Below are 26,941 nucleotides of genomic sequence, written 5' to 3' on the forward strand. Positions count from 1 at the left end.
CAGGTTATTCGCTCTTATCACACTCTCCTCCTGAATTATGTTCAGGTGTTTTCAAAATCAAGTTGGAAGGAATCGCCTATGATCACTCAAATAAGTCCTATGGGTAGTTTAGATTTATTGTCTCAATTAGAAGTTAACAAATTAAAAAAAGCCGCTTCAAGTGATCTTTATCAGTTATATCGCAGTTGCTCTTTAGCCGTTTTAAATTCAGGAAGTCACACCGATAATTCCGAACAATTATTAAGCCAAAATCTCTCTTTTGAAGTCGAAGTCATGCGGCGTGAACGAGGTATAAAATTAGAGTTAATTGATCCGCCAGAACACGCTTTTGTAGATGGCACGATTATAAAAGGCATTCAATCACATCTATTTTCAGTATTACGCGATATCGTATTCTTACATGTGCAACTAGCAGATAGCCAACGCTTACACCTCGTCGATTCCGCACAAATTACCAATTTAGTGTTTGGTATTTTACGTAATGCAAAGGCACTGCATACCGGCATTGATCCAAACCTCGTTGTTTGTTGGGGAGGGCATTCTATTAATGAGGTTGAATACCAATATACTCGCTCGGTCGGACATGAGTTAGGTTTGCGAGAAATGAACATCTGTACTGGTTGTGGACCCGGTGCAATGGAGGGGCCAATGAAAGGTGCTGCAGTTGGTCATGCCAAACAACGCTATACTTCTCAACGTTATGTTGGCTTAACTGAGCCTTCCATTATTGCGGCTGAGCCACCAAATCCAATCGTGAATGAGCTCATCATCATGCCGGATATAGAAAAGCGCTTAGAAGGTTTTATTCGGATGGGGCACGGGATTATTATTTTCCCAGGAGGCCCAGGTACCGCCGAAGAACTACTTTATATACTCGGAATTTTAATGCATCCAGAAAATTCGGATCAGCCTCTACCGCTAGTTCTGACTGGACCAAAAGAAAGTGAAGCGTACTTTAGATCCATCGATCAATTCATCCATGACACATTAGGACCTGAAGCGCAAAAGCATTATCAAATTGTCATTGGCGATCCTGCGCAAGCCGCTAGAATTATTAAAGATGCCATGCCAAAAGTGAAGGAACATCGCCGAGCTCATGAAGATGCTTATAGCTTTAACTGGTCTTTACATATTGATCCTGAGTTCCAAGCCCCATTTATACCCACACATCAATCAATGGCAGCACTGGATTTACACCTAGATCAACCAGCAGAGAAGCTCGCGTCTAATTTACGCAAAGCATTTTCAGGGATAGTGGCAGGTAACGTAAAATCAGAAGGCATCCGAGAAATCAAAAAGAACGGTCCATTTATTATTGATGGTGAGCGGAACTTAATGGCGAAAATGGATACTCTACTGAATGACTTTGTAGCACAGCAACGCATGAAGTTACCGGGTTCTGAGTACATTCCCTGCTATCGAATCGCAAAATAAAACCTTAGTATGTTAAGCTAACAAGCTTCTGGTGCATGATGTGCCCGAAGCTTTTTATTTTATCTCGCATTACTTTATTTACCGTCAGCAAGGAAAATTATGTCGATTCATTTGGTGATCATCGATGCACTTAACTTAATCCGTCGCGTTCATTCAGCACAACCTGATCCGGCAGATATTGCTCGAACCATTGAAACCACCAGTCGAACCTTACATAAGATTATTCACGAATCTCAACCCACTCATATTATCGCGGTATTTGATCATCACTTACAAGATAGAGGATGGCGAGCCAAGGTGCTTCCAAGCTATAAAGAAGACCGAAAACCCATGCCATTACCACTACTCAACGGCTTAGAGTCCATTCAATCTGCATGGTGGGATCTTGGGGTCGATTCATTACTTTCAGATGGTGATGAAGCCGATGACCTTATTGCAACATTAGCGTGCAAAGTTGCCTCCGCTGGAGAAAAAACCACTATTATTTCAACCGATAAAGGTTACTGTCAATTGTTGAGTCCTAATATTCAAATTAGAGATTACTTTCAACACCGCTGGTTAGATTCGCCTTTCATTGAAAAAGAGTTTGGCGTAAAACCAAATCAGCTGGCAGATTATTGGGGATTAGTCGGTATTAGCTCAAGCAAAGTGCCTGGCGTTCCGGGGGTTGGTCCAAAAGCGGCGAAAGAGATTTTGCAGCAATATGGTGATATAGAAACGGCTTATACAGCGGAAGATCTTGTTGCTAAATACCGAAAAAAACTCGATGAGCATATTGAATTAGCCAGAACCTGCAAACGTATTGCTGCTTTGCAAACTGAAATGGAATTAGGATTTAATTTACAAGATATTCGGTTTAAAAACGAAGCGTAACAGAAACAAGAACTAGAGTAGAAGACGCTAATTCGAGATCTAGAGAGGTAAAAGAAAAGCAATTATTAATCTAATATCTAGAAGTTAAGCGCCCCGAAGCGAGGCGCTCATTTTTTAATACGGCGAGATATTTTTCAAAACCTGTACATGAACTGTGATTTCTTCACGGTCATGGTACAAATGTTTCGCTTGCAACTTAAATGGCACTTCATTTTCTTTAAAGAAGATTTTCAAGTTTTCAATATCTTCAAGCACTTCGTCATAACGGCCTTTCATTGGCAATTTAAGATTGAAGATCGCTTCTTTGGCTAAACCACGAATCAACCATTCCCCCATCAACTGAGCAACGCGTGACGGTTTTTCAATCATGTCACACACAATCCAAGTCACATTTTTCTTTGGTGGAATAAACTTAAAACCATCTTCAGCGTGGTACTTAACTTGGCCGGTATCCATTAAGCTTTGCGCCATTGCGCCATTATCGACCGCATGTACGAACATTGAACGCTTAACTAATTGATACGTCCAACCACCAGGACAAGCACCCAAGTCAACCGCCCACATTCCTGGCGCTAAACGCGTTTCCCACTCTTCTTTTGGAATAAAGACATGGAAAGCTTCTTCAAGTTTTAAAGTCGAGCGACTTGGCGCATCCGATGGGAATTTTAAACGAGGAATTCCCATAAAAAACTGTGAGTTATTTTGCGATAATGAATAGCCTACAAAACACTGGCCTGGCGCGGTAAAGCAAATATGCAACACTGGTTTCTTCGCATTATCTTTAGCAAACAAAACCCCTTTACCACGCAGTGCAGAACGCATTGGTACCGTAAATTTACGGCAAAATTTCAATAGTTCTTTGGCTTCATTCGTATCAGGCGTTTCAACTCTAATATCACCGCAAGTCGGAAAGTTCTCTTGTGATTCAATCGCGGCTAGAATCGGAGAGATACGATCTTCACTTGGAAGATCGGTGATCTCTGCACTAACTGCCATCATCTGACGAGCAAAAATTAACGTTTTAAAGTCAATTTGTTTGATGAGCTTATCCGCATCACCCTCTTGGTAACATTCAAAAACAACATAGCCCGTTTGTTTCTTTACGCGTGGAAAGCCAAACAGTTCTAAGTCATTAGCTTTGTCTTGAATTTCACCTGCACACTCTTTTTCAAAGCCAGAGCGGCAGTAAATTAAAACGTGTTTCACGATGTCACCTTATTAAGTCTTAATACAGAAATAGTAAAAATGAGCCAACCCAACATAAAAAACAGACCACCAAGTGGGGTAATTGGGCCGAACCATTTAATGCCAGTGAGTGCTAGCGCATAAAGGCTACCACTAAAGCAAAGGATGCCGATGATAAAGCAACCACCAGCATAAGCTAGCCCTTTTCGTGCTTTTTCATTATAGCGTGGCTGATGTTCTGATGCTGCTTGAGGCTCATGCGCACTCAGTTGCAATAAAATACCACACGCTAATAAAGCAAATGTATGCCACGCTTGGTATTGCACCCCCGTTTTAAACACGGCTAATAAATATTCAGGTAATATTTTTGCTAGGCCATGCGCGGCAAATGCTCCTAATGCCACAACGATAAAACCTGAAAACCCAGCAATCGCTAGAAAACGCTGTCCTTTACACGGAAAAATTTGAGAAGAGCCTATCATAATCACTCCGATTTAATTTTGAGAGTCTGTTTTATAAAATCGCGCATCTTAGTAACAATAAGGTCGCGATTATGTATTTCAGTAAAACCTGAACGCACACGCGGCTTGAAACCATGATCGCCATCAGGAATAAATTCAATAGTGGTGGATTGAGATAATGCAAAATTGGAGCATTCTTCTTTTGAGCCAAAAGTATCACGCTCGCCTTGTAAGATCAGCATTGGCTTGGTCACATTCACTAAATGATCACCACGGTAATTATCTGGTTTCTTAGGTGGATGAAATGGAAAACCTAAACACATCACACCACACACGCTATCGAGTTCAGATAAATGACTCGCCATACGCCCTCCCATCGATTTGCCAGCTAAGAATAAATGAGTCTTTGGGTTTGCGTATCCATCAATAAGTGATTCAAAAGCAGCTAATAACTTAGGCGCTCGATCTGGTGGGCTTTTCTTCCCTGTCACCGCTCGATTGGTCATATAAGGAAAATTAAACCGCACGACTCGGATTTGATCCGATCCAAGTTGATGGGCGATATCTTGCATAAATTCATGATCCATACCCGCACCAGCCCCATGTGCAAATAAAATCGTTACTGGGGCCGATTTGCTGCCATTGACTAACACTGAAGTCATCAAACTATTCATTACCTTCTAACAACACATCTTGTTCGCTCGCGGCTTTCTCAATCATCCAATTTCGGAAAGTTGCCACTCGACCACTGTCAGCTTGTTTGTTATCACACACCACATAAAAGGCATTTTTACTCATTAAAACTTCATCAAATGGTTGTACTAAACGCCCAGCATTAAGCTCTGGTTGAACCAATACATTATTGACCAACGCAATACCTTGCCCATGAGTCGCGGCTTGGATTACCATCATAGAATGACTAAAAATAGGGCCATGATTCACACTCACACCATCGACTTGATGCTCTTTCATAAAGTTTTGCCAATGCTTACGAGAACTGTCATGTAATAAGGTGTGATACTTTAGATCTTCTAATCCTGCTAATGGTTTCGTCCCGAGTAACAATTGTGGTGAACATACCGGAATCAAACATTCGAGATAGAGTTTATCTGCGCGAACTCCAGGCCAGTTTCCTCGTCCATAATAGATAGCCACATCAACATCATCCGATAATGATCCATCGTCCATATCGACCGCTTTGATACGAACATCAATATCAGGTTCTTGAGCATTGAAATCAGCTAAACGAGGGACCAACCATTGAATCGCAAAACTTGGGGTTAAACTGATGGTTAATGCACCTTTTTCACTTCGTTCTAATACTTTATCCGTAGCATCAGAAATTGAAGTAAAAATATCCTTAATATCAAGAAAATAGCTTTGCCCTTCTTCCGTTAATAATAAAGAACGGTTGCGACGGCGAAACAATTTCATACCTAAAAATTCTTCTAATGCTTTTACTTGATGACTCACCGCAGCTTGAGTCACAAAGAGCTCTTCTGCTGCGCGAGTAAAACTCAAATAACGTGCTGCGGCTTCAAATACCCGTAACGAATTCAATGGTGGTAAACGTCTTGCCATAACTCAACCTTATTCATTATTTTTTCTTATGCGAATCATTATAAATTGTCCATTGTCGAACTACCATTAAAACTCTATATTTCACCCACATTAATGAATTACCCGATGTTTTCGTATGAATTCCCCTGTAATTGACTAATGCTAATGTTGTGTTTGCATTAACTCTTTATGAGTTTTCTAGTAATAGAGATAGTCCCTCATCTCTTTACTTTTAAGAGATTTGATGGATTATCAAATTTTCTGCACAGTCTAACTTCTCAAGTTGACTGTGCTTTTTTTTACTCTTAATTCAGCCTAACCTCTGGATAATTTACTCATCTTTAGTTACTCATATCCAAAAATAATAATACAAAAATGCCGACGGTTATGTCGGCATTTAAAGAGATAACTTAAGTAAATAAATTAACGTCTATCTATGGGCGATATACTTTTACATTACCAAAGCCCAAATCTTGTAAATACAAGGCTTGTAAACGGCTCATCACACCACGGTCACAATACAATAAGTATTCTTTACCTTGGTCTAAATCACCAAACTGAGTCGCCAATTTATAGAAAGGCAGATGTTTCACTTCAACATCACCAATATTCAGTGGATTGGTTTCTTTTTCATCTGGGCTACGAATATCCAGCACAATGGCATTTTCAGCAATCTCAGCAACTAGCTCAATTTCTGGAGCTTGTTCTTGGCTTTCTGCTTCAATGGCGCGAATATCCATCACTCGTGCATTCATCACTACTTGTTCTAGAATATCGAAATTAAAATTCAATTCTTCTTTTTCAAGTTTAGCTTTCACGGCTTTCACAGTTGGTTTTTTCGAGATCACACCACAATATTCTGGCATTACTTTAGCAAAATCTTCCGTGCCAATATCTCGAGCAACGTTGATAATGTCTTCTTTGTCCCAGTTAATTAGAGGACGAAGGATCAGTGTATCGGTCACATTATCAATAAGACGCAAGTTAGTCAGAGTTTGACTTGATACTTGACCAAGTGCTTCTCCAGTAACCAAAGCTTCAATGCCAAACTTTTCTGCAATCATACCGCCTGCACGCATAAACATACGCTTAAGCACGACGCCCATTTGGCCATCATCAACTTTTTCAAGGATCTCAGCCACAACCGGCTCAAAATCCACCGCGATGAATTTCACTTTGGCTGACGAGCCATATTTGTTCCAAATAAAGTGGGAGACTTGCTTCACACCGATCTCGTGAGCAGGGCCACCTAAGTTAAAGAAACAAAAATGTGTTTTCGAACCACGTTTAATATGCAAGTAGCTTGAAACACCAGAGTCAAAACCACCAGAAATCAAACTTAAGACATCTTCTTGAGTACCAAGAGGAAAGCCACCTAAACCCTTATGACGTGCCACCACTTGATTTAACTTATCGCCATCAATCTCAATATTTACCGTGACATCAGGTTTGGTTAATTTTACTTTTGCCGATTCAACTGCTTGGTTTAGACCACCACCAACGTAGCGTTCTACATCAATCGAAGTGAAATCATGATGCCCACGACGCTTAACCCGGACAACAAAAGTTTTACCTTCAATTAGGTCGCGACTTTGAATTAATGCTTGCTCATAGATATTGTGCATATCGGTGAAATCAGACTGCACAACCTCTAACGAGTGATGAATGCCCGGCGTATGAGTAAGGATTTCAAGCACTTCTGAGAAGTATTGATCACTATTTGCCGCCACTTCAATGTGGTCACGACGGTTAAACACCGCAACAGATTCTGTTCTACGCTGTATAATAGTACGAATATTGCGTTCCAGAGCTCGAGTGAAACGCTTACGCACCGAGTCACTTTTAACAAAGATTTCCGGATGGGGTTTAACAATAAACTTCATATTATGATTCGCTTTTAATCGGGTTATGGTACGCCATACCTTACTTATATAATCATTTCTTGCCATTACAGATATACCCGTTTTACTTGAAGCTGCAGCTTTGTTGGCTACACTCGTTCACCCCACTCACTTAGTTAACTAAGCTCACGGGGCTTCACTTGCTTGTCGCCTCACTGCAACTTCAATTACTTTGGGCATAGATAAAATAAGTAAGGTATCGCCAAATCTGAGGCGCAAAATTATACACCACATTACGTATCGACAACATTGATTTCCCGATTTCGCTGACTAAAGTTAAAAATATCTTTAAATGAATACGACAAACATGAGATTAGTCCTTGTTTCAGTGCCTATGGATAAATACAATTAGCCCACAGAATATTCCCTTTATATACTTGGAATACCGTTACATTTCCGGCGTCGGAGTTTTAATCGTATTTGACTATTAAAATAATACTGCCGCGTTTCATCATAGCGACCAGACTTACTCCTCAGTAATTTTGATTACACTCTCAAGCAAGCAGAAGAATATGGCCAATAAAAAACCTGAAAATATGAGTTTTGAAGAATCTTTAGCTGAGCTAGATACCTTAGTGAATCAACTAGAAAATGGTGACCTAGATCTTGAAGATGCCCTTAAGAAATTCGAACGTGGTATCTCTCTTGCGCGTGTCAGCCAAGGAAAGTTAAGCGAAGCCGAACAACGTGTTGAAATTTTATTAAACGACAGCGATGACGCAGAATTAATCCCTTTTGATCCTGAAAGTGACATTTGACATGAAAACGGCCCTAGCAGAATATCAAGATCGTAATAACCAGCAACTCAATGCATGGTTAGATCGCATTCCTTATCAACAACAAACACTCACACAAGCGATGCGTTACGGTTTGTTACTTGGTGGCAAGCGCGCTCGTCCATTTTTAGTCTATATTACAGGACAAATGCTTGGTCTAAATGTCGAAAGTTTAGATACACCTGCCTCTGCAATTGAATGCATTCATGCTTATTCATTAATTCATGATGATTTACCCGCAATGGATGATGATGAACTGCGCCGCGGCAAAGCAACCTGCCATATTGAATTTGATGAAGCGACGGCCATTTTAACCGGCGATGCACTGCAAACTTTAGCCTTTACTATTCTTTCAGAAGGCGATTTAAGTGAAGTGAGTGAACCTCAGCGTATTCGCTTAATTCAAGAACTAGCACGAGCTTCTGGTTCACTCGGTATGTGTATGGGGCAATCTCTCGATTTAGAAGCTGAAAACCGCAGCGTTGCTTTAGAAGAGCTTGAAAATATTCATCGTAATAAAACGGGTGCACTGATTAAATGTGCGATTCGTATGGGAGCACTATCCGCGGGTGACAAAGGGATGGATGTTTTACCACAACTAGATAAATACGCCGATGCCGTGGGTTTAGCATTCCAAGTGCATGATGATATTTTAGATGTTATCAGCGACACCGAAACGTTAGGCAAACCACAAGGCTCAGATCAAAATTTAAATAAAAGTACTTATCCAGCACTGCTAGGCTTAGAAGGTGCGCAACAAAAAGCGCAAAACTTGCTACAAGAAGCCCTACTCGCGCTACAGGCGATCCCGTACAATACGCGATTACTCGAAGAGTTCGCCCGATACGCCGTCGAGCGCAGCCATTAATATGATAAGCACGATTACAATAAGCGCTAATACCTTATGACCCTTGATATTTCTAAATACCCAACGCTCGCACTGGCCAATACACCAGATGAATTACGCTCGTTACCAAAAGAAAACTTATCGCCATTATGTGATGAGCTGCGTACCTATTTACTCAATTCAGTTAGCCAATCTAGTGGGCATTTAGCTTCAGGTCTAGGTACGGTTGAACTGACCGTCGCCCTACATTATGTTTATCTCACCCCTTTTGACCAACTGGTTTGGGATGTTGGCCATCAAGCTTATCCGCATAAGATTTTAACGGGTCGCCGTGATCGCTTATCTTCTATTCGTCAAAAAGGAGGGCTACACCCCTTCCCATGGCGTGAAGAAAGCGAATATGACACTTTATCGGTTGGCCATTCTTCAACATCCATCAGCGCCGCATTAGGCATGGCAATTGGCGCAGCTAAAGAAGGCAAAAACCGTAAAGTCGTCAGTGTTATTGGCGATGGCGCGATCACAGCTGGCATGGCATTTGAAGCGATGAACCACGCAGGTGATGTCCACTCGGACATGCTGGTGATCCTCAATGATAATGAAATGTCGATCTCTGAAAATGTCGGCGCGCTGAATAATCACTTAGCACAATTACTCACTGGTAACTTTTATACCTCGATCCGTGAAGGCGGGAAAAAAGTGTTATCTAACGTTCCACCAATCAAAGAATTGGTGCGTCGTACTGAAGAGCATTTAAAAGGCATGGTCGTACCCGGCACTATGTTTGAAGAGCTTGGGTTTAATTACATTGGTCCTATTGATGGGCACGATGTTAATGAACTAGTCAAAACTCTGAAAAATATGCGCAACTTGAAAGGTCCGCAGTTTTTACATGTGATGACCAAAAAAGGCAAAGGCTATGAACCTGCGGAGAAAGATCCGATTGGTTACCATGGCGTTCCTAAGTTTGACCCACAGGAAACCTCACTCCCAAAAAGCAGCGGTGGTAAACCAACCTTCTCAAATATATTTGGTGACTTCTTATGTGATATGGCGGCTATTGATCCTAAATTAATGGCGATCACTCCTGCTATGCGTGAAGGTTCTGGCATGGTGCGCTTTTCTAAAGAATTCCCAGAACAATATTTTGATGTCGCCATTGCCGAGCAACATGCGGTGACACTGGCATCAGGCATGGCAATTTCTGGTCATCATCCCATTGTGGCAATTTATTCGACCTTCTTACAACGTGGATATGATCAAATGATCCACGATGTGGCAATCATGAATTTACCTGTGATGTTTGCTATCGACCGCGCTGGTTTGGTTGGCGCTGATGGTCAAACTCACCAAGGCGCATTTGATTTAAGCTTTATGCGCTGTATTCCGAATATGGTGATCATGGCGCCAAGTGATGAAAATGAATGCCGCCAAATGCTCTATACAGGGCACATGCATCAAGGACCAAGTGCGGTTCGCTACCCTAGAGGTAATGGCTGCGGGGTGGAAATAGAACAAAATATGACAGCATTAGAAATTGGTAAAGGTCGTATTGTTCGCCACAGTGGTACCTCTCAAGACCAACCAGAAACGAATCCTAAAGTTGCCATTCTTTGTTTTGGCACCTTCCTCCCCGAAGCAATAAAAGCGGCTGAAACTTTTAACGCCACGGTCGCAGACATGCGTTTTGTCAAACCACTTGATGAAGAGCTGATCCGTACGCTAGCAAATAGCCATGATGTATTGGTAACTTTAGAAGAGAACGTCATTGCTGGCGGTGCAGGTTCAGGTGTGATTGAGTTCATGATGCAAAACAAATTACTCAAACCAGTATTACAATTAGGTTTACCTGATGAGTTTGTCTCACAAGGAACACAGACAGAATTATATGCAGATCTAGGTTTAGATACCGCTGGAATAGAGAAACAAATTAATACTTATTTAAAAAGTTAACTCAAATAAAAAATGCGTAACTCATTGTCAAAAATGATACAGACATCGGGTTACGCATTTAAAAATACAGAGACTAGGTTGATTAACTTTTATTTTACATTTCCAGTGCTTATAATCACATTCTAACTCTCTAGATTGTGGTTATTATGCAAAATCAAGCACCTTCAATAGAATCATCCACAACTGAATACCCTCTCTTACTCAACACGTTCAAGCGCTTTAGTTGGATGCTTCTCATCTTGCTCTGCATACTATTTTCAATTGGATATCTTATTTTTCAAAATTATCAACAAGATCTAAGGAAACACCTCTTAGATCAAGAAGAGGCTTTTGTATCAACCACCACTCAATTACTTAAAAAAGAAATGTATGAGCAATTAGTCTTGCTACAAATGACGGTTAATTCAAAGTCAACATCAGAGTTTATCCAAACTCCATCAGATACCAACCGAGTTGTGCTAGAAGGTCTACTTGAAAACTTGGCGAATACGTTTAAACATTTTGGACAAGTAAGGCTATTAGATAATACTGGCCATGAAATAATTCGTATTAATTATGATGGGAAGCAATCTAGTGTGGTTCCCCTCAGTGAATTACAAAATAAAGCCGACCGCTATTACACTCAACAAGGTTTAAAACTTAAAGCGGGTGAAGTATTTGTATCAAAAATGGATCTCAACCAAGAACAAGGCAAAATTGAGTATCCCCTTCAACCAGTATTACGTTTTGTGACACCCGTAATGAATAATCAAAATCAACTCGCTGGATTAATGATATTAAACTATCTTCCAAACGATATTTTAAAGTCATTTAAACAACAAATGGCATTACGCTTATCGGCTGAAGGTATGCTAATTGATGCAAAAGGATTTTGGATAAGCAGCCATGACAAACATAACGAATGGGGTGAGTCGCTTGGTAATTTAGATCGCACCTTACAAAAATCATATCCTAATGCGGCACAAACAATACTCACCAATGAAAGTGGTACGCTAAAAACTCAAGATGGTTTATTTCGCTACGAATCTCTTCAACCTTTTAACTTTAAAAAGTCGAGTTTAAGTTTAACCCACCGCAATAATCTACAAGTTTTACATGTAACAGAAGAATCACAGCACAATACCGACTGGAAATTAATTGTCTTCATCTCAAATGAGGCGATTAATGCTCAATCATTCTTTTTTAAACCCAGCGGTATAATTATAATTATAATTATAACTTTATCATTATGTTCAATTTTATTGCTGCTCGTTTATTTATCCATATCCAGAAAAAAACAAAGATTTTATCATAAGCAAATTAACCAAGAATTGAGTGCTTTATATGAAGATGCGCCATGTGGATATCACAGCTTAAATAGCCAAGGGTATGTTACTCGTGTTAATAATACAGAGCTTAATTGGTTAGGCTATTCAAGAGAAGAAGTTATAGGTCAACACTTTAGTCAATTTTTAACGCAAACAAGCCTCTCTGTATTTGAGCAATTTTTATCACAACTAAAATACGGTCAGAATATTGATAACTTAGTGCTTGAAATAGTTTGTAAAAATGGAGAAACCTTCTTTGCGTCTATAGCAGCTAAATCAGTCATGAGCCAAGGTCAATTTGTGGTGGCGAGAAATTCCGTATTCAATATATCCGATAGAATTGCATTAGAAAGAGAGCTCCACTATATCGCCCATACAGATGTATTAACCGGCATAAGTAATCGTCGCCACTTTTTTAAACTTGCAGATAAAAAACTGCATCAAGCCCAGAAGACCTCTGCCCAAGTTACATTACTGATGTTAGATATTGACCATTTCAAAACCATTAATGACCAACATGGTCATGATATTGGCGATATGGTATTGAAAAAGCTAGCTGAATTAATACAAAACCACATCACTGAGAATGTACTTTTTGCACGCTTAGGAGGGGAAGAGTTCGCACTGCTCACTACCGGGTTATCAGAACAGCAAAGCTTAGCGTTAGGTAATCAGCTACGGGATATCATACAAAGTAATAAAATTGAAATTAACGTAAATAAAAATCTTCAATTTACTGTATCAATTGGTATTACTATTGGTACTCAAGCTAATATCAATATTGACCAAATTTTAAAATTAGCTGATATGGCGCTTTATCAAGCCAAGAATCAAGGTAGGAATAAAGTTATTATGATAAATAATGAGTGAATCAATACACTCGTTATGAATAACTCAACACACCATCAGAAACGAGTGTTTTCACTGATGTGTTGAGTGTTTCAGCTGGCTTATAATGACACTTTAGACGCATCAAAACTTAGGCGTATCAAAGGTTCTTAGGGGCATCAAAATCATTAGGCTCATCGCTATAAATAGCCACATTCGATTTTTCAACTAAACCTGTTTCTGCTACACATTGTTGCTGAAAGAAATCTGAAATTTGCTTACGCTGGCAATGAGCTTCAAATACGTCATTATTGGCCCAAATTTCATGAAAAGCGATCGGGTAACTTTCTCCACCCGCAAATGGGCTACTGCGATGACGAGTCACAACGTATTGAATACATCCATCCTCGCGTAATGTATTTGGCTCTAATGCTTGTAGAATCGAAAACAATTCATCTTCTTTACCCGCTTTAGGTTGAAACTGTGCCACACAATAAACTTTCTTAGACATGTATTTTTCCTTTATTCAAAAATAGACCACAATTAGCCACAAACTAAATCCAGCCATAATCCCAGCCAGTACATCATCAACCATAATACCAAAACCACCATGCACTCTGCGGTCAAGTACAATAATCGGCCACGGTTTAATCATGTCAAAAGCCCGAAATAAAACAAAACCTATCAATAAAGTGTGCCAATCATAAATAGGTAAACCAAGCATGGGAACAATACTCATGGTGATCCAAAACCCAACAAATTCATCCCATACAATCGCGCCATGATCATGTACTTTCATATCATCAGAGGCTTTTTGACAAATCGTAATACCCACTAAAGCGGCCAATAATACGACTAAAAAATATCCCATCAACGGCAGTTGAACGATCAAAAAATAAAATGGAATTGCCGCTAAAGTTCCCGTTGTTCCAGGCACAATAGGAGATAAACCACTACCAAATCCGACTGCTAACAAATGCCAAGGGTTAGAAAGCTTAATGCGAGATTTTGGGTTTATTCCATCTTTCGGTTGTGACATATCATTACCTTATTTATTGTTATTGTTATTCAAAGTGATCAAAACCTCGTAGTTGCCATGCGTTATCTTGTTTTGATAGCAATTGGCCATGTTTAAAAAGTTGAATTTCATTTTCAGCAACATTGGTATTTTCAATTATCTGGCCAATACAGTAAGCATTCCCAACATTTCCTTCATCTTGATTCACTAACGTTTCCAGTTGGCATTTATGCTGCGGCGATACGGTAAAACACAACTCGTATTCCTCACCACTGCTTAGCGCAACCTGTTGTGCTTGCGCTATATCACCATAAAATGCGGTAGCCTGTTGTGATACCGGCAAAGCATCGATATTGACGTTAGCACTCACATTGGAAGATTTAAGAATATGTTTAAGATCGGAAATAAGCCCATCGGAAATATCAATGCAACTGGATGCCAAACCTAACAAAGATTGAGCAAAAGCAATACGAGAATCGGCGCGAAAATGTTGTTTTACTAAATACTGAGCGTATGGTCGTATCGATTTAGAATGATCAAGAATGACATCTAAACCCGCTTGGCTGTCTCCTAAATTACCACTCACATATAACCAATCCCCAACTTTCGCACCACTTCGGGTTAACGCTTTTCCTTGAGGAACAAAACCTTGAATAGTGAACGTTATCGTCAATGGGCCATTGGTGGTATCGCCTCCAATCAATTGCAAATCATGTTCATCCGCTAAGGCAAACATGCTGTCACAAAACTCGACAAGCCAAGACTCATTAAACCATGAGTTATCTTCTGTTTTTTGATTAAACTTGGGCATGCTAATCGCCATGGATAGCCAAGCAGGTATTGCCCCCATGGCAGCTAAGTCACTAATATTCGACATCAAAGCTTTATAAGCAACATCAGCAGGATCAGCATCTGCTAGAAAGTGAGTCCCCAGCACGATCGTATCGGTACTGACAGCCAATTGATAACCCGAAGGTACGCTTAATAAAGCACAATCATCGCCAAGCGCAAGTTGCACATCCGGTCGATTTTCCTGACGATGCGCAAAGTACTTATCAATTAAATTAAACTCACCAGACATACAAACTCTAATTAATATAAAACGTTAAATTGATTATACAAAAAAGGTCAGCACATGGCTGACCTTTCGTTTATTTAATTCAACATTAGACCTAAAGATAATTAAGGTACGATGAATATTTTATTTTTTGCGTACGTGCGGCGCGGCTTTATCAAGTACACCGTTAATGAACTTATGGCTATCTTCAGCAGCAAATACTTTTGCCAATTCAATCGCTTCATTAATCACAACTTTATACGGAACATCATCACGCTTAGTCATTTCATACATTGCAAGGCGAAGTAATGCCAATTCCATCATATCCAAATCTTGCATCGGACGAGATAAATATGGACGTAACTTGCTGTCTAATTCCATGTTGGAATTCACAACACCAGACAACAAATCTTGGAAATAAGCCACATCCGTTTCTGGTGCTTTTAGGCTCGGTTCTTTAGCATGATGTTCTTCTTCATCATACTTATCACCGGTTAGAAACTGATGTTCAATTGTTGCCACATTTTCTTTTGTGACTTGCCAAGAATATATCGCTTGTAGTGCGAATTGACGTGCATTACGACGTGCGGCTGGTTTCACGCGAGCCCCCATTAGGAATTAGATTGCAAAAAATTAATGAATTTCATTTAAAACGTTGATCATTTCTAGTGCGCTAAGAGCCGCTTCTTGCCCTTTATTACCAGCCTTGGTGCCAGCGCGTTCGATCGCTTGATCGATGGTGTCAACAGTCAATACGCCAAATGCAACTGGAAGGCTATATTCCAAAGACACTTGTGCTAAACCTTTATTACACTCACTGCATACGTAATCAAAGTGCGGTGTACCACCACGGATCACGGTACCAAGAGCAACAATCGCATCGTATTTACCCGTTTTTGCAACATATTGTGCAGTTAATGGTAGTTCTACGGCGCCAGGACAACGAACAACGGTAATATTATCATCAGCAACTTGGCCATGACGTTTTAACGTATCAATCGCTCCAGAAAGTAAACTTTCGTTGATGAAACTATTAAAACGAGAAATCACGATCGCAATTTTTGCGTTCGGTGCTGAGAAATCACCTTCGATTACTTTCATAAGTTATCCTTAAACTGTTTTTCTGTAGAGTGAGAATCGGCGGATTCTATCACAAATCTGTGACCGATATCTATGAGTAATTATTGCTAGTTTTTGGCTTTATAACCTAAAACCACTTTGTTTGTCTTTGCTCTATTCCGTTACATAATCCACAACATTCAATCCAAAGCCGGAAAGTGCATGGTAACGCTTTGAGCTAGAAGATAATAAGCGCATATCAGTGACACCTAAATCCGCAAGAATTTGAGAGCCAACCCCAACCCGACGAGATGTACCTTGTTTTTTCGCCATCACAGGCGCTGCTGCATTATCTTGTTGTTCGAATGCTTTTACTTTATTGATGATCGACTCTGAAGATTCTTCATTGCCTAAGACCACCAATACACCACCATCTGCTCCAATTCGCTTCATAGCACAATCTAAACTCCAGCTACGATCAGCAGCACGATTAGAGTGTAATAAATCGGTAAAAGTATCTTGCAAGTGAACACGCACTAACGGTGCTTGCTCTTTATTTACTGAGTCTTTTTTCAAAGCATAATGGATTTGATTATCAATTGTGTCGCGGTAAGTGATTAATTCAAAATCACCAAACTCTGTAGGTAATTGGCATGCGGCAACACGTTCGATCGTGGTTTCGGTGTTGTTGCGATATTCAATAAGATCGGCAATAGTGCCCAATTTAATGCCATGTTTTTCGGAAAATACTTCAAGATCTGGACGACGCGCCATGCTGCCATCTTCATTTAAAATCTCAACAATTACAGATGCAGGCTCTAACCCAGCTAAACGCGATAAATCACACCCCGCTTCAGTATGACCAGCACGAGTTAATACCCCGCCTTCCTGAGCCGCAAGTGGGAAAATATGTCCAGGCTGAACCAAGTCTGCCGCTTTCGCATTTTTTGCTACAGCAGCTTGTACAGTGACGGCGCGATCCGCCGCTGAAATTCCGGTCGTAACGCCTTCAGCAGCTTCAATAGAAACCGTAAAATTAGTCGTATATTGTGCGTTATTATCTTGTACCATTGGTGGCAAACCTAGGTTAGAACAACGCTCTTTAGTCAATGTTAAACAAATCAAACCACGTCCATGAGTCGCCATAAAGTTTACTGCTTCAGGCGTGATATGCTCGGCAGCCATGATTAAGTCGCCTTCATTTTCACGATCTTCATCGTCCATCAAAATAACCATTTTGCCTAAACGAATATCTTCAATAATGTCTTTTGAGCTGCTAATTGCCATAGTGAAATCCTTTAACTTTGAAATTAACTTTACCGCAAACTGAAAAATTACGACTGGTCAGCTTAAGCGAAACCATTTTTTTGTAGTAAATCCATAGTGACTAATGATTCTGGTGTCGATTCATCTTGAGCTTTACCTGAAATCAATCGCTCTAAATAGCGGGCAATAATATCCACCTCTAGATTAACTTTATGCCCAACTACAAAGCTATCGACTGTTGTTTCAGCCGAAGTGTGAGGCACGATAGTTATCTTAAAGCTGTCTTTACGCACATCATTAACCGTTAGGCTAATACCATCAATGGTAATAGAACCTTTTTCAGCGATATAACGAGATAAGTGACTCGGCACCTGAACCCAATATTCTACGGCTCGGCCAACGGGTTGGCGCTCAATAATAGTGCCGACTTCATCAACATGTCCTGAAACAATATGCCCACCAAAACGCGTTGATGGCAACATAGCTTTTTCAAGATTGACGCTGTCGCCCACTTGATACTGAGTAAATCCAGTACGCTTTAACGTTTCTAATGATAAATCGGCGCTATAGCTACGTTTATCAAACTGTACTACGGTTAAACACACACCATTCGTCGCAATACTGTCGCCTAATTGCACATCAGACATATCCAGCTTGCCAGAGTCGACCGTGATGGTGACATCTTCACCTTTTGGGATAATGGCAGTAATCGTACCAACTGCTTCAACAATACCTGTAAACATAAGATCTCTTTCTATTTTGATGTTGAATTGAGTGTCGCAATCAAGCGAATATCATCACCGACCATGCGACAATCTTTAACCGTTAAGTCAATCGTATCTTGCATCGATTCTAAACCCGTAATTTGAGTCAAGCCTCGTCCATCAGTGCCCATTAATTTAGGGGATAAATACACAATGAGTTCATCCACCAAGCCTTGCTCGATAAAACTGGTCGCCAACGTTGCGCCCGCTTCAACCCAAATGTGATTAATATTATGCTCGTTCGCAAGCTGCTTTAATAATAGGGATAAATCAAATTGATGATGTGGATTTAATGGCGCTTGGATAGATTCAATCTTACTCTTCGGTGATGAGACGATCTTGGTGTCACTTTTTTGTCCTACAACCAATAAGAGATCACCATCGGATTTCAGTAAATTTAACGTGTTTACATCTACTTTATTAATACTGTTATTTCTATCTAAAATAATCCGAATCGGTTGGCGCACAGTAGGTTCAGCATAAGATAGAGCAACCGATTCTGGTAAATCATTCCAACGAACATTCAAACTAGCATTATCATCAAGTACGGTTTTACTACTGGATAATATCGCGCCAGCTTTAGCACGAAAGACTTGAACATCTTGGCGAGCTTTAGAGCCTGTAATCCATTTACTTTCGCCATTTTTTAACGCTGTTTTACCATCCAAACTCGCGGCCAATTTTAGCTGAACAAACGGCATTCCCGTCTTCATTCGTTTAATAAAACCTGGGTTTAATGCGATGGCATCACCTTCTAATAAACCAACATCCACTTTAATTCCTGCATCACGCAGCATTTGAATTCCGCGACCCGAGACTTGAGGATTAGGGTCTTGCATTGCACAAACAACACGGCTTACTTGTGCTTGAATAAGCGCAGCTGCACACGGTGGCGTACGACCAAAATGAGAACAAGGCTCCAACGTCACATAAGCCGTCGCGCCTTTTGCATTATCGACAGCTTGTCTAAGCGCGTGAACTTCGGCATGTGGTTCACCTGCTTTTAAATGCGCACCTTCACCAACAATGCTCTCACCTAGCGTGATCACACAGCCTACATTGGGGTTTGGCGCAGTGGTGTATATTCCTTTTTTCGCCAACTGCAATGCGCGTGACATCATTTGATGATCAAAATTTGAAAAAGACATACTACCCTTTAATTTAATGGTTACTCGTCATCGATTTTAATGCGATATTCGGCTAGCTTTGTGATTCAAAGATCAATCTTCTAAACGCGCGATTTCTTCACCAAACTCACGGATATCTTCAAAACTACGGTATACCGAGGCAAAACGGATATAAGCCACTTTATCTAATGTTTTAAGCTCATTCATCACTAAGTTACCCACCATTTCACTGGGCACTTCACGCTCACCGGTTGCGCGTAACTGTGATTTTATATGACTGATCGCAAGCTCAACAGCATCAGCGCTGACTGGGCGTTTTTCTAATGAACGTTGCAATCCGCCAATCATTTTATCTTCATTAAATGGTTCACGATTACCATTGGTTTTAATTACTTTTGGCATCACAAGTTCAGCGCTTTCAAACGTCGTAAACCTCTCGCTACAAGCTAAACATTGGCGGCGGCGGCGCACCTGATGACCATCGGCAACCAAGCGAGAATCAATCACTTTAGTATCATTCTCAGAACAAAATGGACAATGCATATCCCTTCCTTTAATCCTCATTTGTTATGTATTCTAGTTTATCCGAAATGTGTACGCTTAGCGACAATGTGTACGGCTTTAATGTTGAGCTAAGCACGTTATACGGTTACACTTAATACACATTTTGCAAGATGACTACCTCGTCATCATCCACATTTATAATCAAAGTTAGGTTTTCGGATCTACAGATGCACATAGGAAGTAATAAAATGAAATATTTAGCATTAGCTGGATTGCTAGTATTAGCAGTTTCAGGTTGTTCATCTACCACTCAAGAAGACAATTACTTAGATGCGTCTTTCCAACTTTGTAATACCGAAGTAAAAGTTTTCTCTACTAGTGATGACGGTAAAGTACGTATCGTTTGTGCAGATAGTTCTAAGTTTGCAATGGATAACGCAAAAACATTAGATACAATGCAAGACTTAAACGCATCTTACTGCTCTGGTGGTGGTCTTGGTCAGTTTAACGAAAGCAGCCGTTATTACATGTTCAAATGTAAATCTGGCTCGATGATCAGCATCAACAAGAAAGATTAATAGTCGACAAATTCTGTTGATATGAACAAAGAACGCAAATCTTTATTTAGGTTTGCGTTTTTTTATACTCAAATAAAGATGACTACCACACCGCTCGTCATTCTGAATAACGACAAGGGTGTGTACCTAAACCATTCGTTTCACGATTTTAGGATGACGAATGTCTACTTTCTATACCCAAAAGAAAACCCAACATCCGAAGATATTGGGTTTATATTTATTAAGAAATTATTACTTTTTATAAAGCAATATTATGCGTAAACAGGTTTGCGCTTACAAATTTCTAATACTTTTGCTTTAGTTGCCGCAATCACAGATTCATCACCTAAGTTGTCAAGAATGTCACACATCCAGCCAGCTAGGTTTTTCGCATCTTCTTCTGTGAAACCGCGACGAGTAATAGAAGGAGAACCAACGCGAATGCCTGAAGTTACAAACGGGCTACGTGGATCGTTCGGTACTGAGTTCTTGTTAACTGTAATGTTAGCTGAACCTAGCGCTGCATCTGCTTCTTTACCTGTGATGTCTTTATCGATTAAATCAACTAGGAACAGGTGGTTTTCAGTAGAACCTGAAACGATGTTGTAACCACGAGCAATAAACTCAGCAACCATTGCTTTAGCGTTAAGTACAACGCGAGCTTGGTATGCTTTAAATTCTGGTTCTAATGCTTCTTTGAACGCGACCGCTTTTGCTGCGATAACATGCATTAATGGACCACCTTGCCCACCAGGGAATACTGCTGAGTTTAATTTCTTATACAGATCTTCACCTGCGTTAGACAGAATTAAACCACCACGAGGGCCCGCTAGTGTTTTATGCGTGGTTGTCGTGACAACATGCGCATGTGGCACTGGGTTTGGATATTCACCTGCTGCAATTAAGCCAGCAACGTGAGCCATATCAACAAAGAAGTAAGCGCCCACTTTGTCTGCGATTTCACGCATACGCGCCCAATCACAAATTTGAGAATAAGCCGAGAAACCACCGATAATCATTTTCGGTTTGTGTTCAATGGCAAGTGCTTCCATTTCTTCATAATTGATTTGACCTGCTTCATCAATACCGTAAGGAATAATATTGTAAAGCTTGCCTGAGAAATTTACTGGAGAACCATGAGTTAAGTGGCCACCGTGAGCTAGGCTCATACCAAGAACCGTATCACCTGCATTTAATAATGCCATGTAAACAGCATTGTTTGCTTGAGAGCCAGAGTGAGGCTGTACGTTTGCGTATTCTGCACCAAATAATTGACAGGCACGCTCAATAGCAAGTGTTTCCACTTTATCTACGAACTCACAACCACCGTAGTAACGCTTACCTGGGTAACCTTCGGCATATTTATTAGTTAACTGAGAACCTTGAGCTTCCATTACTCGTGGGCTGGTGTAGTTTTCTGAAGCAATAAGTTCAATATGCTCTTCTTGACGAAGTGTTTCTTCCTGAATCGCAGTAAATAGATCTGCATCGTAATCCGCAATGTTCATGTCACGTTTAAGCATTTGTATCTCCTAACTCAGATAATCTGAAAGTTCCCAAAAAACATAAGTCTCTTAACTTCAAAGTTAACAATCTTACGCTAATAAAAATAGTTTATGGTTATATCGTCGACTCTGGGTATAAACTATCAACCACTTACGCAAACGTTTACGTCACCGTGTTATATGGCCGCCATTCTACCTAATTTGTTCAAAATCAGAAAGTAGCAATGTCTAATTTCTTCACGCAAAAATTTAATACTTCGCATAAGAAATACTCATATCGAAGAAAAAAAGCACGATGAATCAAATAGCAGTGCCCACCAACACGATCAAACCCACAACAAATACAAAACATCGATTAACCAGTCATTAACAACAAAACCAGACGAAGCTGAGTAAAACTAAGCACTAAACTTCGTATTAATGGATAAAGTTGCCAAGTTAATTTTTAATGCGCCTAAAAAATGCACATAAAGAATGCTCTTAATTAATAATGCCTAATTCTAATCTTTTTTGATGACACATTGTGTATAGCGAATATTATTCACTTTGATCATAGCGCTATCACCTTTACTCCAAAATTCTTCTGCACCCTCTACCGATGCATATTTTTCCCCAGAAGCAGCTTCAATTCGAATTAATGGGTACGAGGCTTCTCGCGTCACTAACATCACTTTATCTTGACTAAAATACTCAACTAAAAAATGGCTTTCAAATTTCCCTTGGGACTCGCTATCTGTGAGCTTAGTTGAACATTCATAAACAACACTCGTCACTTCAACGCCATTAACCGAAGTGGATGTTTTAGGCGTCGCGGCTGGTTCAACAACCGTTGTACAGCCAGCCAGCAATAAACCCGCAGGTAATAGCAAAGGTAAGCTCAATAATGATAAAGACTTCATTTAATGCTCTCTCTAAAAGATTGTGATTACGTTCATTACATTTATTGATGTAAAAAACAGGCAACTTTTCTACTAGGCCCAGAAGATTGGCTTACTTTCTCTACCATCAGTTCAGGCTCTATTTGCAAACATTGTGGCATGACTTGCTGGCAGCGTGAAGCAAAGCGACAGCCTTTCGGAATATCAATTGGTGATGGGATATCGCCTTTTAATAAGATTCTTTTTCCAATACCAAGTTCTTGCTCTCTCAGCTTAGCGTCTCGATATTTTGGGTGAGTAATGGGAATAGCCGATAATAATGATTGAGTATAAGGATGCTTAGGATCTCGATATACTTGTTCTGCTGGGCCATATTCAACAATTTTACCAAGATACATTACGGCAATATTATCTGAAATATGACGCACCACCGATAAATCATGGGCAATAAATATCAGTGTTAATTGCATCTCTTTTTGTAATTCAAGTAACAAATTTAAAATCTGAGCTTGTACCGAAACATCTAGCGCCGACACCGACTCATCACACACCACCAGCTTTGGCTTTAATGCAATGGCGCGCGCAATACCAATACGTTGCTTCTGTCCACCCGAAAACTCATGTGGATAGCGCTGCGCTGCGCTTTCAGGCAAACCTACTTTAATCAGCAAATCTGCAACCCATTTTTTACGCTCTTGAGTTGAGCCAATATTATGGATGACAAAAGGTTCTTGTAAAATTTTACCCACGGTATGTCGCACATTTAATGATTCCGTAGGATCTTGAAACACCATCTGCATCTCTTTCCGCAAGCTGCGCATCTCTTGACTACTCAGCTGACAAATATCTTGTCCTTCAAAAAAAACCTTTCCCGACGTTGGTTGATATAAACGCAATAAACTGCGACCTAAGGTGGTTTTTCCACACCCCGACTCTCCGACAATACCGAGCGTTTCACCTTTATTCACCCTAAAGCTGACACCATCAACCGCATGCACGGTATAACTCTTTTTAAACAAGCTTTTACCTGAAAAAAAATGTTGAGTTAGGTTTTCAACTCGCATCAACTCAGTCATGTACTTTCCCTATAATTACACCATCTTTTTTGGGTATAAGTTGTTCCCAATAATGACAACTGACTAAATGAATATCTGGTACTTTCTTGGAGGTTTGTTCTGACAGGGTCGCTTGGTTTAAATCTGAAGATTGTTTTGATATGGCAGACTGCTTTGATATAACAGATTGATTTAAGATAACTAACTGTAAGTCAGGTTGCTTTTGATGACATAAATCTTGTGCATATTGACACCGCGTCACAAAGCGACAACCACAAGGCATTTGATTTAAAGCTGGCACTGAACCGTCAATAGTGGGTAATAAAGACTTTGGCGTACCAATCATACTTGGCATAGAAGCCAATAAGCCTTGAGTATAAGGGTGGCTTGGATGATCAAATAATTCAAAGATATCCGCCTGTTCCACCACTTTTCCTGCATACATCACGACCACTTGATCGCACATTTCAGCCACTACGCCCAAATCATGTGTAATAAAAATAATCGACATTCCGGTTTCAGCTTGCAACTCTCGCATTAAATCTAAAATCTGCGCTTGTACCGTCACATCTAATGCCGTGGTCGGTTCATCACAAATCAGAACATCAGGCCGACACGCTAATGCCATCGCGATCATTACCCGTTGACGCATACCACCCGAGAGTAAATGAGGAAACTCCAACATTCGTTGTTTCGGCGAAGGAATACCAACTTTTTCAAGCATCTCTAATGCAGCGCTATAACGTTGTTTCTTTTTCAATTCAGGTCGATGCAGTTCCAATACTTCCATTAGCTGTTTACCAATGGTGTGCACAGGATTTAGCGCCGTCATCGGATCTTGAAATATCATCGAGATCCGATTGCCACGCATGCGGTACATTTTCTCTGCTGGCAATTGCAACAAATCGAGTTCACTTTGGGAATCGTCTTTTTGATCAGAGTAAATAATGTTCCCTGCGACCACTTGGCCAAATGGTTTTGGTAACAATCCCATGATCGACATAGCTGTGACACTTTTCCCGCAGCCCGATTCGCCCACAATACCCAAAGTTTTACCTCGAGGAACATGAAAACTCACCCCATCAAGCACCCGCATGACGCCATCATCGGTGGTAAATTCAGTACAAAGATCTCGAATCGTGAGAACAGAATGATCGATCATTTATACTTCTCATCGACAAGTGTAACAGGCTCAAATGCTTTACCTGCTTTACCTGCTTTCATTGCTTCTTTAGTTTCTTGTTTGGCTTTTTCATCAATCCAAAACGTACTCATGGTGCCCATAAAGCCGTTAGCATTAAATAAAAATTCGGTTTGTTTAGTCGCAATGTCTTTCGGCAATTTCATCCAACGCCAATAACCTTCACGCGCGTATGGCACCATATAGCCTGGAACGATAACATTCGCTTCATTAATTAACATTTGGATCTGGCGAGATAATTGATGCTTTTTGGTTAAATCAAATTCAACTCTATAAGCATCAATCAGTTTATCCAGTTCAGGGGATGAGTAGTTAGTGAAGTTATTAGTTTGAGGTTTATTGGCATTTTCCGAGGAGAAGTACTGCCAGTAAACAGGAATTTTAGAGTTACTCATATCATGAAAGGACAACTGATGTTTTTTCTCCAGTACATATTTAAACATGCTAGAACCATCAATCAGGTTAAGGGTTAAATCTAGCCCTGCTAATTTGGCTTGCTCGCGTAAGTAAGCAATCCGTGAGGTGTGAGCTGGCGTTGCATACGTTACAGCAAAGCTTAATCGTTGGCCTTTGCCATTTTGGCGAATACCGTCCGGTCCAATTTGAGTAAAACCGGCTTTTTCAAAAAAAGAAACCGCTAACTTGGGAGCAAAATCAGGGGCTTTTATATCTGGTGCATCATAATCACCATGTCCTATCCCCATTGGATTTGGCTTACGAACATAATCATTTCGAAGCAGTTTCTCAATCATGCCATCATAATCGATCGCATGTTCTAGGCCTCGGCGAATATTAATATCATCTAACAATGGCATCGCAGTATTTATCCAGATCCCACCGGCTCCAACTGGTGCTTGATTAAAAGCCCACGCTTTATGGATATAGCCTTTGTCGTACAATTCTCCCGTTGCTTTTTCATGCCATAACGCAGGACGCAATAAGGCAAATGAATCCAGCTGACCTTTTTCAAAATACTTAAAGGCAATGTCTTGATCACGAATCACTTTAATATTGATCTTCTCAACATTAAAACGATGCTGGTAATACTTATTATCATAACCCCACCAATCTTTCACATGACGAAAAGTGACTGCTTTGCCTTTATCAATATCATCGATGTAATAAGGTCCAGCTGTAGGTTCGGCTTTAAAGTTATAACGACGAACAAAATCATCAGCGATGCCATCATCATTAGCATCTTTTTTAGGGTTCTCATAAAAATGAGCAGGTCGAGGTTGAAGGTTGACATAATCCATCAGTTCATCCGGATTTCTCTGCTTTCCCGAAACCACTGCAATGGTGTGATCATCATAAACAATAATCTCACTCACCTCTTTGGTATAAAAATCATTACTCCATGGATCGACAATGTCTTTCGAACGCATCATCTTCATCATGAAAGTAAAATCCTTCGCGGTGATAGGCACGCCGTCACTCCATTTCGCATTAGGATCAATCTTAAAGTAGACGGTTTTATGATCATCTCCTAGCGCCCAAGAAGAAGCAATCGATGGAAGCCATTTGTCCATATTTGGATGTCGATCTAGTAAACCAAGCGATGAACGAGTCCAAGCGGCAAAACCGCCATTAGAATCAGGGCCTACTGTGCGAAATGTTTGCGGAAAACTATCGATAAACGTGTGGTAAGTTCCACCAAAAGTTGCATCAGAAGAAGCAAAAATAGGCTCATTTGGATTGGTTTGCCAAGCAAGACTATCAGGTAAAGTTGCCGCTTGTAATGTAGCACTTACCAACAATAATCCGGTGGATAGCAGCGGCATCTTTAGCCATTTTTTCATCATCTAATCCTACTCAATTAATTTGA

26 protein-coding genes are annotated in these 26,941 nt (G+C 40.3%); 7 read left to right on the forward strand and 19 right to left on the reverse strand.

The window, feature by feature from the left end; translation table 11 throughout:
- Positions 1-78: 78 nt before the first annotated feature.
- Both ppnN and xni read left to right on the forward strand, forming a co-directional pair.
- Entirely contained in the window at positions 79-1,434 is a 1,356-nt protein-coding gene (gene ppnN / locus HC725_RS03435) for a nucleotide 5'-monophosphate nucleosidase PpnN (protein ID WP_190330383.1), read from the forward strand.
- 99 nt (positions 1,435-1,533) lie between these two features.
- Positions 1,534-2,307, forward strand: coding sequence for a flap endonuclease Xni (xni, locus tag HC725_RS03440; protein ID WP_190330384.1), 774 nt, complete (start codon positions 1,534-1,536; stop codon positions 2,305-2,307).
- A 114-nt stretch (positions 2,308-2,421) separates the two neighbouring features.
- Here xni and rlmM read toward each other — a convergent pair whose 3' ends face one another.
- The 5 genes from rlmM to thiI all read right to left on the reverse strand — a co-directional run bounded on the left by rlmM (position 2,422) and on the right by thiI (position 7,396).
- On the reverse strand, positions 2,422-3,513 hold the full coding sequence (gene rlmM, locus HC725_RS03445) for a 23S rRNA (cytidine(2498)-2'-O)-methyltransferase RlmM (RefSeq protein WP_190330385.1): 1,092 nt from the start codon (positions 3,511-3,513) through the stop codon (positions 2,422-2,424).
- Positions 3,510-3,974, reverse strand: coding sequence for a DUF423 domain-containing protein (locus HC725_RS03450; RefSeq protein WP_190330386.1), 465 nt, complete (start codon positions 3,972-3,974; stop codon positions 3,510-3,512). Before HC725_RS03450 ends, rlmM begins: the two co-directional genes overlap by 4 nt.
- A gap of 2 nt (positions 3,975-3,976) precedes the next feature.
- The gene (locus HC725_RS03455; RefSeq protein WP_190330387.1) at positions 3,977-4,615 is read right to left on the reverse strand and encodes an alpha/beta family hydrolase; all 639 of its coding nucleotides are present in this window, start codon (positions 4,613-4,615) and stop codon (positions 3,977-3,979) included.
- Between the two features lie 4 nt (positions 4,616-4,619).
- Positions 4,620-5,534, reverse strand: a complete 915-nt coding sequence (locus tag HC725_RS03460; RefSeq protein WP_190330388.1) for a transcriptional regulator GcvA — start codon at positions 5,532-5,534, stop codon at positions 4,620-4,622.
- Positions 5,535-5,947: 413 nt separating this feature from the next.
- Positions 5,948-7,396 carry a tRNA uracil 4-sulfurtransferase ThiI gene (gene thiI / locus HC725_RS03465; RefSeq protein WP_190330389.1) on the reverse strand — a complete coding sequence of 483 codons (1,449 nt, stop codon included), beginning with the start codon at positions 7,394-7,396 and terminating at the stop codon, positions 5,948-5,950.
- Positions 7,397-7,926: 530 nt separating this feature from the next.
- Between thiI and xseB the strand changes: the two genes are divergently transcribed.
- The 4 genes from xseB (at position 7,927) to HC725_RS03485 (ending at position 13,167) form a co-directional block, all read left to right on the forward strand.
- Positions 7,927-8,172, forward strand: coding sequence for an exodeoxyribonuclease VII small subunit (xseB, locus tag HC725_RS03470; RefSeq protein WP_190330390.1), 246 nt, complete (start codon positions 7,927-7,929; stop codon positions 8,170-8,172).
- 1 nt (position 8,173) lies between these two features.
- Positions 8,174-9,058, forward strand: coding sequence for a (2E,6E)-farnesyl diphosphate synthase (gene ispA / locus HC725_RS03475; protein WP_190330391.1), 885 nt, complete (start codon positions 8,174-8,176; stop codon positions 9,056-9,058).
- Positions 9,059-9,094: 36 nt separating this feature from the next.
- On the forward strand, positions 9,095-10,990 hold the full coding sequence (gene dxs, locus HC725_RS03480) for a 1-deoxy-D-xylulose-5-phosphate synthase (protein WP_190330392.1): 1,896 nt from the start codon (positions 9,095-9,097) through the stop codon (positions 10,988-10,990).
- A 146-nt stretch (positions 10,991-11,136) separates the two neighbouring features.
- Complete coding sequence (locus HC725_RS03485) at positions 11,137-13,167, forward strand: sensor domain-containing diguanylate cyclase (RefSeq protein WP_190330393.1); 2,031 nt, start codon at positions 11,137-11,139, stop codon at positions 13,165-13,167.
- Positions 13,168-13,285: 118 nt separating this feature from the next.
- Here HC725_RS03485 and HC725_RS03490 read toward each other — a convergent pair whose 3' ends face one another.
- The 9 genes from HC725_RS03490 to nrdR form a co-directional block, all read right to left on the reverse strand.
- Positions 13,286-13,636, reverse strand: a complete 351-nt coding sequence (locus HC725_RS03490) for a putative quinol monooxygenase (protein ID WP_190330394.1) — start codon at positions 13,634-13,636, stop codon at positions 13,286-13,288.
- Positions 13,637-13,651: 15 nt separating this feature from the next.
- The gene (pgpA, locus tag HC725_RS03495; protein WP_190330395.1) at positions 13,652-14,164 is read right to left on the reverse strand and encodes a phosphatidylglycerophosphatase A; all 513 of its coding nucleotides are present in this window, start codon (positions 14,162-14,164) and stop codon (positions 13,652-13,654) included.
- 25 nt (positions 14,165-14,189) lie between these two features.
- A complete protein-coding gene (gene thiL, locus HC725_RS03500) occupies positions 14,190-15,224 on the reverse strand; it encodes a thiamine-phosphate kinase (RefSeq protein ID WP_190330396.1) in 1,035 nt (344 codons plus the stop codon).
- A gap of 120 nt (positions 15,225-15,344) precedes the next feature.
- Positions 15,345-15,812 (reverse strand): transcription antitermination factor NusB, encoded by a 468-nt coding sequence (gene nusB / locus HC725_RS03505; protein ID WP_190330397.1) that lies wholly within the window; start codon positions 15,810-15,812, stop codon positions 15,345-15,347.
- A 21-nt stretch (positions 15,813-15,833) separates the two neighbouring features.
- A complete protein-coding gene (gene ribH, locus HC725_RS03510; RefSeq protein ID WP_190330398.1) occupies positions 15,834-16,301 on the reverse strand; it encodes a 6,7-dimethyl-8-ribityllumazine synthase in 468 nt (155 codons plus the stop codon).
- A gap of 132 nt (positions 16,302-16,433) precedes the next feature.
- The gene (gene ribBA, locus HC725_RS03515) at positions 16,434-17,546 is read right to left on the reverse strand and encodes a bifunctional 3,4-dihydroxy-2-butanone-4-phosphate synthase/GTP cyclohydrolase II (RefSeq protein WP_190330399.1); all 1,113 of its coding nucleotides are present in this window, start codon (positions 17,544-17,546) and stop codon (positions 16,434-16,436) included.
- A gap of 62 nt (positions 17,547-17,608) precedes the next feature.
- A complete protein-coding gene (locus tag HC725_RS03520) occupies positions 17,609-18,268 on the reverse strand; it encodes a riboflavin synthase (RefSeq protein WP_190330400.1) in 660 nt (219 codons plus the stop codon).
- A gap of 11 nt (positions 18,269-18,279) precedes the next feature.
- Complete coding sequence (ribD, locus tag HC725_RS03525) at positions 18,280-19,437, reverse strand: bifunctional diaminohydroxyphosphoribosylaminopyrimidine deaminase/5-amino-6-(5-phosphoribosylamino)uracil reductase RibD (RefSeq protein WP_190330401.1); 1,158 nt, start codon at positions 19,435-19,437, stop codon at positions 18,280-18,282.
- A gap of 72 nt (positions 19,438-19,509) precedes the next feature.
- Positions 19,510-19,959 carry a transcriptional regulator NrdR gene (nrdR, locus tag HC725_RS03530; RefSeq protein WP_190330402.1) on the reverse strand — a complete coding sequence of 150 codons (450 nt, stop codon included), beginning with the start codon at positions 19,957-19,959 and terminating at the stop codon, positions 19,510-19,512.
- Between the two features lie 209 nt (positions 19,960-20,168).
- Between nrdR and HC725_RS03535 the strand changes: the two genes are divergently transcribed.
- Complete coding sequence (locus tag HC725_RS03535; RefSeq protein WP_190330403.1) at positions 20,169-20,498, forward strand: hypothetical protein; 330 nt, start codon at positions 20,169-20,171, stop codon at positions 20,496-20,498.
- A gap of 251 nt (positions 20,499-20,749) precedes the next feature.
- On the opposite strand, the gene glyA is transcribed toward HC725_RS03535, so the two are convergent.
- From glyA to HC725_RS03560, 5 genes are all read right to left on the reverse strand, one after another.
- Positions 20,750-22,000 (reverse strand): serine hydroxymethyltransferase, encoded by a 1,251-nt coding sequence (gene glyA / locus HC725_RS03540; RefSeq protein WP_190330404.1) that lies wholly within the window; start codon positions 21,998-22,000, stop codon positions 20,750-20,752.
- 482 nt (positions 22,001-22,482) lie between these two features.
- The gene (locus HC725_RS03545) at positions 22,483-22,881 is read right to left on the reverse strand and encodes an MliC family protein (RefSeq protein WP_190330405.1); all 399 of its coding nucleotides are present in this window, start codon (positions 22,879-22,881) and stop codon (positions 22,483-22,485) included.
- Between the two features lie 41 nt (positions 22,882-22,922).
- On the reverse strand, positions 22,923-23,936 hold the full coding sequence (locus HC725_RS03550) for an ABC transporter ATP-binding protein (protein ID WP_190330406.1): 1,014 nt from the start codon (positions 23,934-23,936) through the stop codon (positions 22,923-22,925).
- Positions 23,929-25,077 (reverse strand): ABC transporter ATP-binding protein, encoded by a 1,149-nt coding sequence (locus HC725_RS03555; RefSeq protein WP_190330407.1) that lies wholly within the window; start codon positions 25,075-25,077, stop codon positions 23,929-23,931. The genes HC725_RS03550 and HC725_RS03555 overlap by 8 nt, the downstream gene beginning before the upstream one ends.
- Positions 25,074-26,915 carry an extracellular solute-binding protein gene (locus HC725_RS03560; protein WP_238928415.1) on the reverse strand — a complete coding sequence of 614 codons (1,842 nt, stop codon included), beginning with the start codon at positions 26,913-26,915 and terminating at the stop codon, positions 25,074-25,076. The genes HC725_RS03555 and HC725_RS03560 overlap by 4 nt, the downstream gene beginning before the upstream one ends.
- Positions 26,916-26,941: the final 26 nt, after the last annotated feature.

The organism is Vibrio sp. S17_S38 (genome assembly GCF_014694375.1).
Classification (GTDB): Bacteria; Pseudomonadota; Gammaproteobacteria; order Enterobacterales; family Vibrionaceae; genus Vibrio.

What these genes read in the sequence shown, in the direction of transcription:
- ppnN (WP_190330383.1), top strand. Translation starts at nt 79, where the DNA reads ATGATCACTCAAATAAGTCCTATGGGTAGTTTAGATTTATTGTCTCAA.
- xni (WP_190330384.1), top strand. Translation starts at nt 1,534, where the DNA reads ATGTCGATTCATTTGGTGATCATCGATGCACTTAACTTAATCCGTCGC.
- HC725_RS03450 (WP_190330386.1), bottom strand. Translation starts at nt 3,974, where the DNA reads ATGATAGGCTCTTCTCAAATTTTTCCGTGTAAAGGACAGCGTTTTCTA.
- HC725_RS03455 (WP_190330387.1), bottom strand. Translation starts at nt 4,615, where the DNA reads ATGACTTCAGTGTTAGTCAATGGCAGCAAATCGGCCCCAGTAACGATT.
- HC725_RS03460 (WP_190330388.1), bottom strand. Translation starts at nt 5,534, where the DNA reads ATGGCAAGACGTTTACCACCATTGAATTCGTTACGGGTATTTGAAGCC.
- thiI (WP_190330389.1), bottom strand. Translation starts at nt 7,396, where the DNA reads ATGAAGTTTATTGTTAAACCCCATCCGGAAATCTTTGTTAAAAGTGAC.
- xseB (WP_190330390.1), top strand. Translation starts at nt 7,927, where the DNA reads ATGGCCAATAAAAAACCTGAAAATATGAGTTTTGAAGAATCTTTAGCT.
- ispA (WP_190330391.1), top strand. Translation starts at nt 8,174, where the DNA reads ATGAAAACGGCCCTAGCAGAATATCAAGATCGTAATAACCAGCAACTC.
- dxs (WP_190330392.1), top strand. Translation starts at nt 9,095, where the DNA reads ATGACCCTTGATATTTCTAAATACCCAACGCTCGCACTGGCCAATACA.
- HC725_RS03485 (WP_190330393.1), top strand. Translation starts at nt 11,137, where the DNA reads ATGCAAAATCAAGCACCTTCAATAGAATCATCCACAACTGAATACCCT.
- HC725_RS03490 (WP_190330394.1), bottom strand. Translation starts at nt 13,636, where the DNA reads ATGTCTAAGAAAGTTTATTGTGTGGCACAGTTTCAACCTAAAGCGGGT.
- pgpA (WP_190330395.1), bottom strand. Translation starts at nt 14,164, where the DNA reads ATGTCACAACCGAAAGATGGAATAAACCCAAAATCTCGCATTAAGCTT.
- thiL (WP_190330396.1), bottom strand. Translation starts at nt 15,224, where the DNA reads ATGTCTGGTGAGTTTAATTTAATTGATAAGTACTTTGCGCATCGTCAG.
- nusB (WP_190330397.1), bottom strand. Translation starts at nt 15,812, where the DNA reads ATGGGGGCTCGCGTGAAACCAGCCGCACGTCGTAATGCACGTCAATTC.
- ribH (WP_190330398.1), bottom strand. Translation starts at nt 16,301, where the DNA reads ATGAAAGTAATCGAAGGTGATTTCTCAGCACCGAACGCAAAAATTGCG.
- ribBA (WP_190330399.1), bottom strand. Translation starts at nt 17,546, where the DNA reads ATGGCAATTAGCAGCTCAAAAGACATTATTGAAGATATTCGTTTAGGC.
- HC725_RS03520 (WP_190330400.1), bottom strand. Translation starts at nt 18,268, where the DNA reads ATGTTTACAGGTATTGTTGAAGCAGTTGGTACGATTACTGCCATTATC.
- ribD (WP_190330401.1), bottom strand. Translation starts at nt 19,437, where the DNA reads ATGTCTTTTTCAAATTTTGATCATCAAATGATGTCACGCGCATTGCAG.
- nrdR (WP_190330402.1), bottom strand. Translation starts at nt 19,959, where the DNA reads ATGCATTGTCCATTTTGTTCTGAGAATGATACTAAAGTGATTGATTCT.
- HC725_RS03535 (WP_190330403.1), top strand. Translation starts at nt 20,169, where the DNA reads ATGAAATATTTAGCATTAGCTGGATTGCTAGTATTAGCAGTTTCAGGT.
- glyA (WP_190330404.1), bottom strand. Translation starts at nt 22,000, where the DNA reads ATGCTTAAACGTGACATGAACATTGCGGATTACGATGCAGATCTATTT.
- HC725_RS03545 (WP_190330405.1), bottom strand. Translation starts at nt 22,881, where the DNA reads ATGAAGTCTTTATCATTATTGAGCTTACCTTTGCTATTACCTGCGGGT.
- HC725_RS03550 (WP_190330406.1), bottom strand. Translation starts at nt 23,936, where the DNA reads ATGACTGAGTTGATGCGAGTTGAAAACCTAACTCAACATTTTTTTTCA.
- HC725_RS03555 (WP_190330407.1), bottom strand. Translation starts at nt 25,077, where the DNA reads ATGATCGATCATTCTGTTCTCACGATTCGAGATCTTTGTACTGAATTT.
- HC725_RS03560 (WP_238928415.1), bottom strand. Translation starts at nt 26,915, where the DNA reads ATGAAAAAATGGCTAAAGATGCCGCTGCTATCCACCGGATTATTGTTG.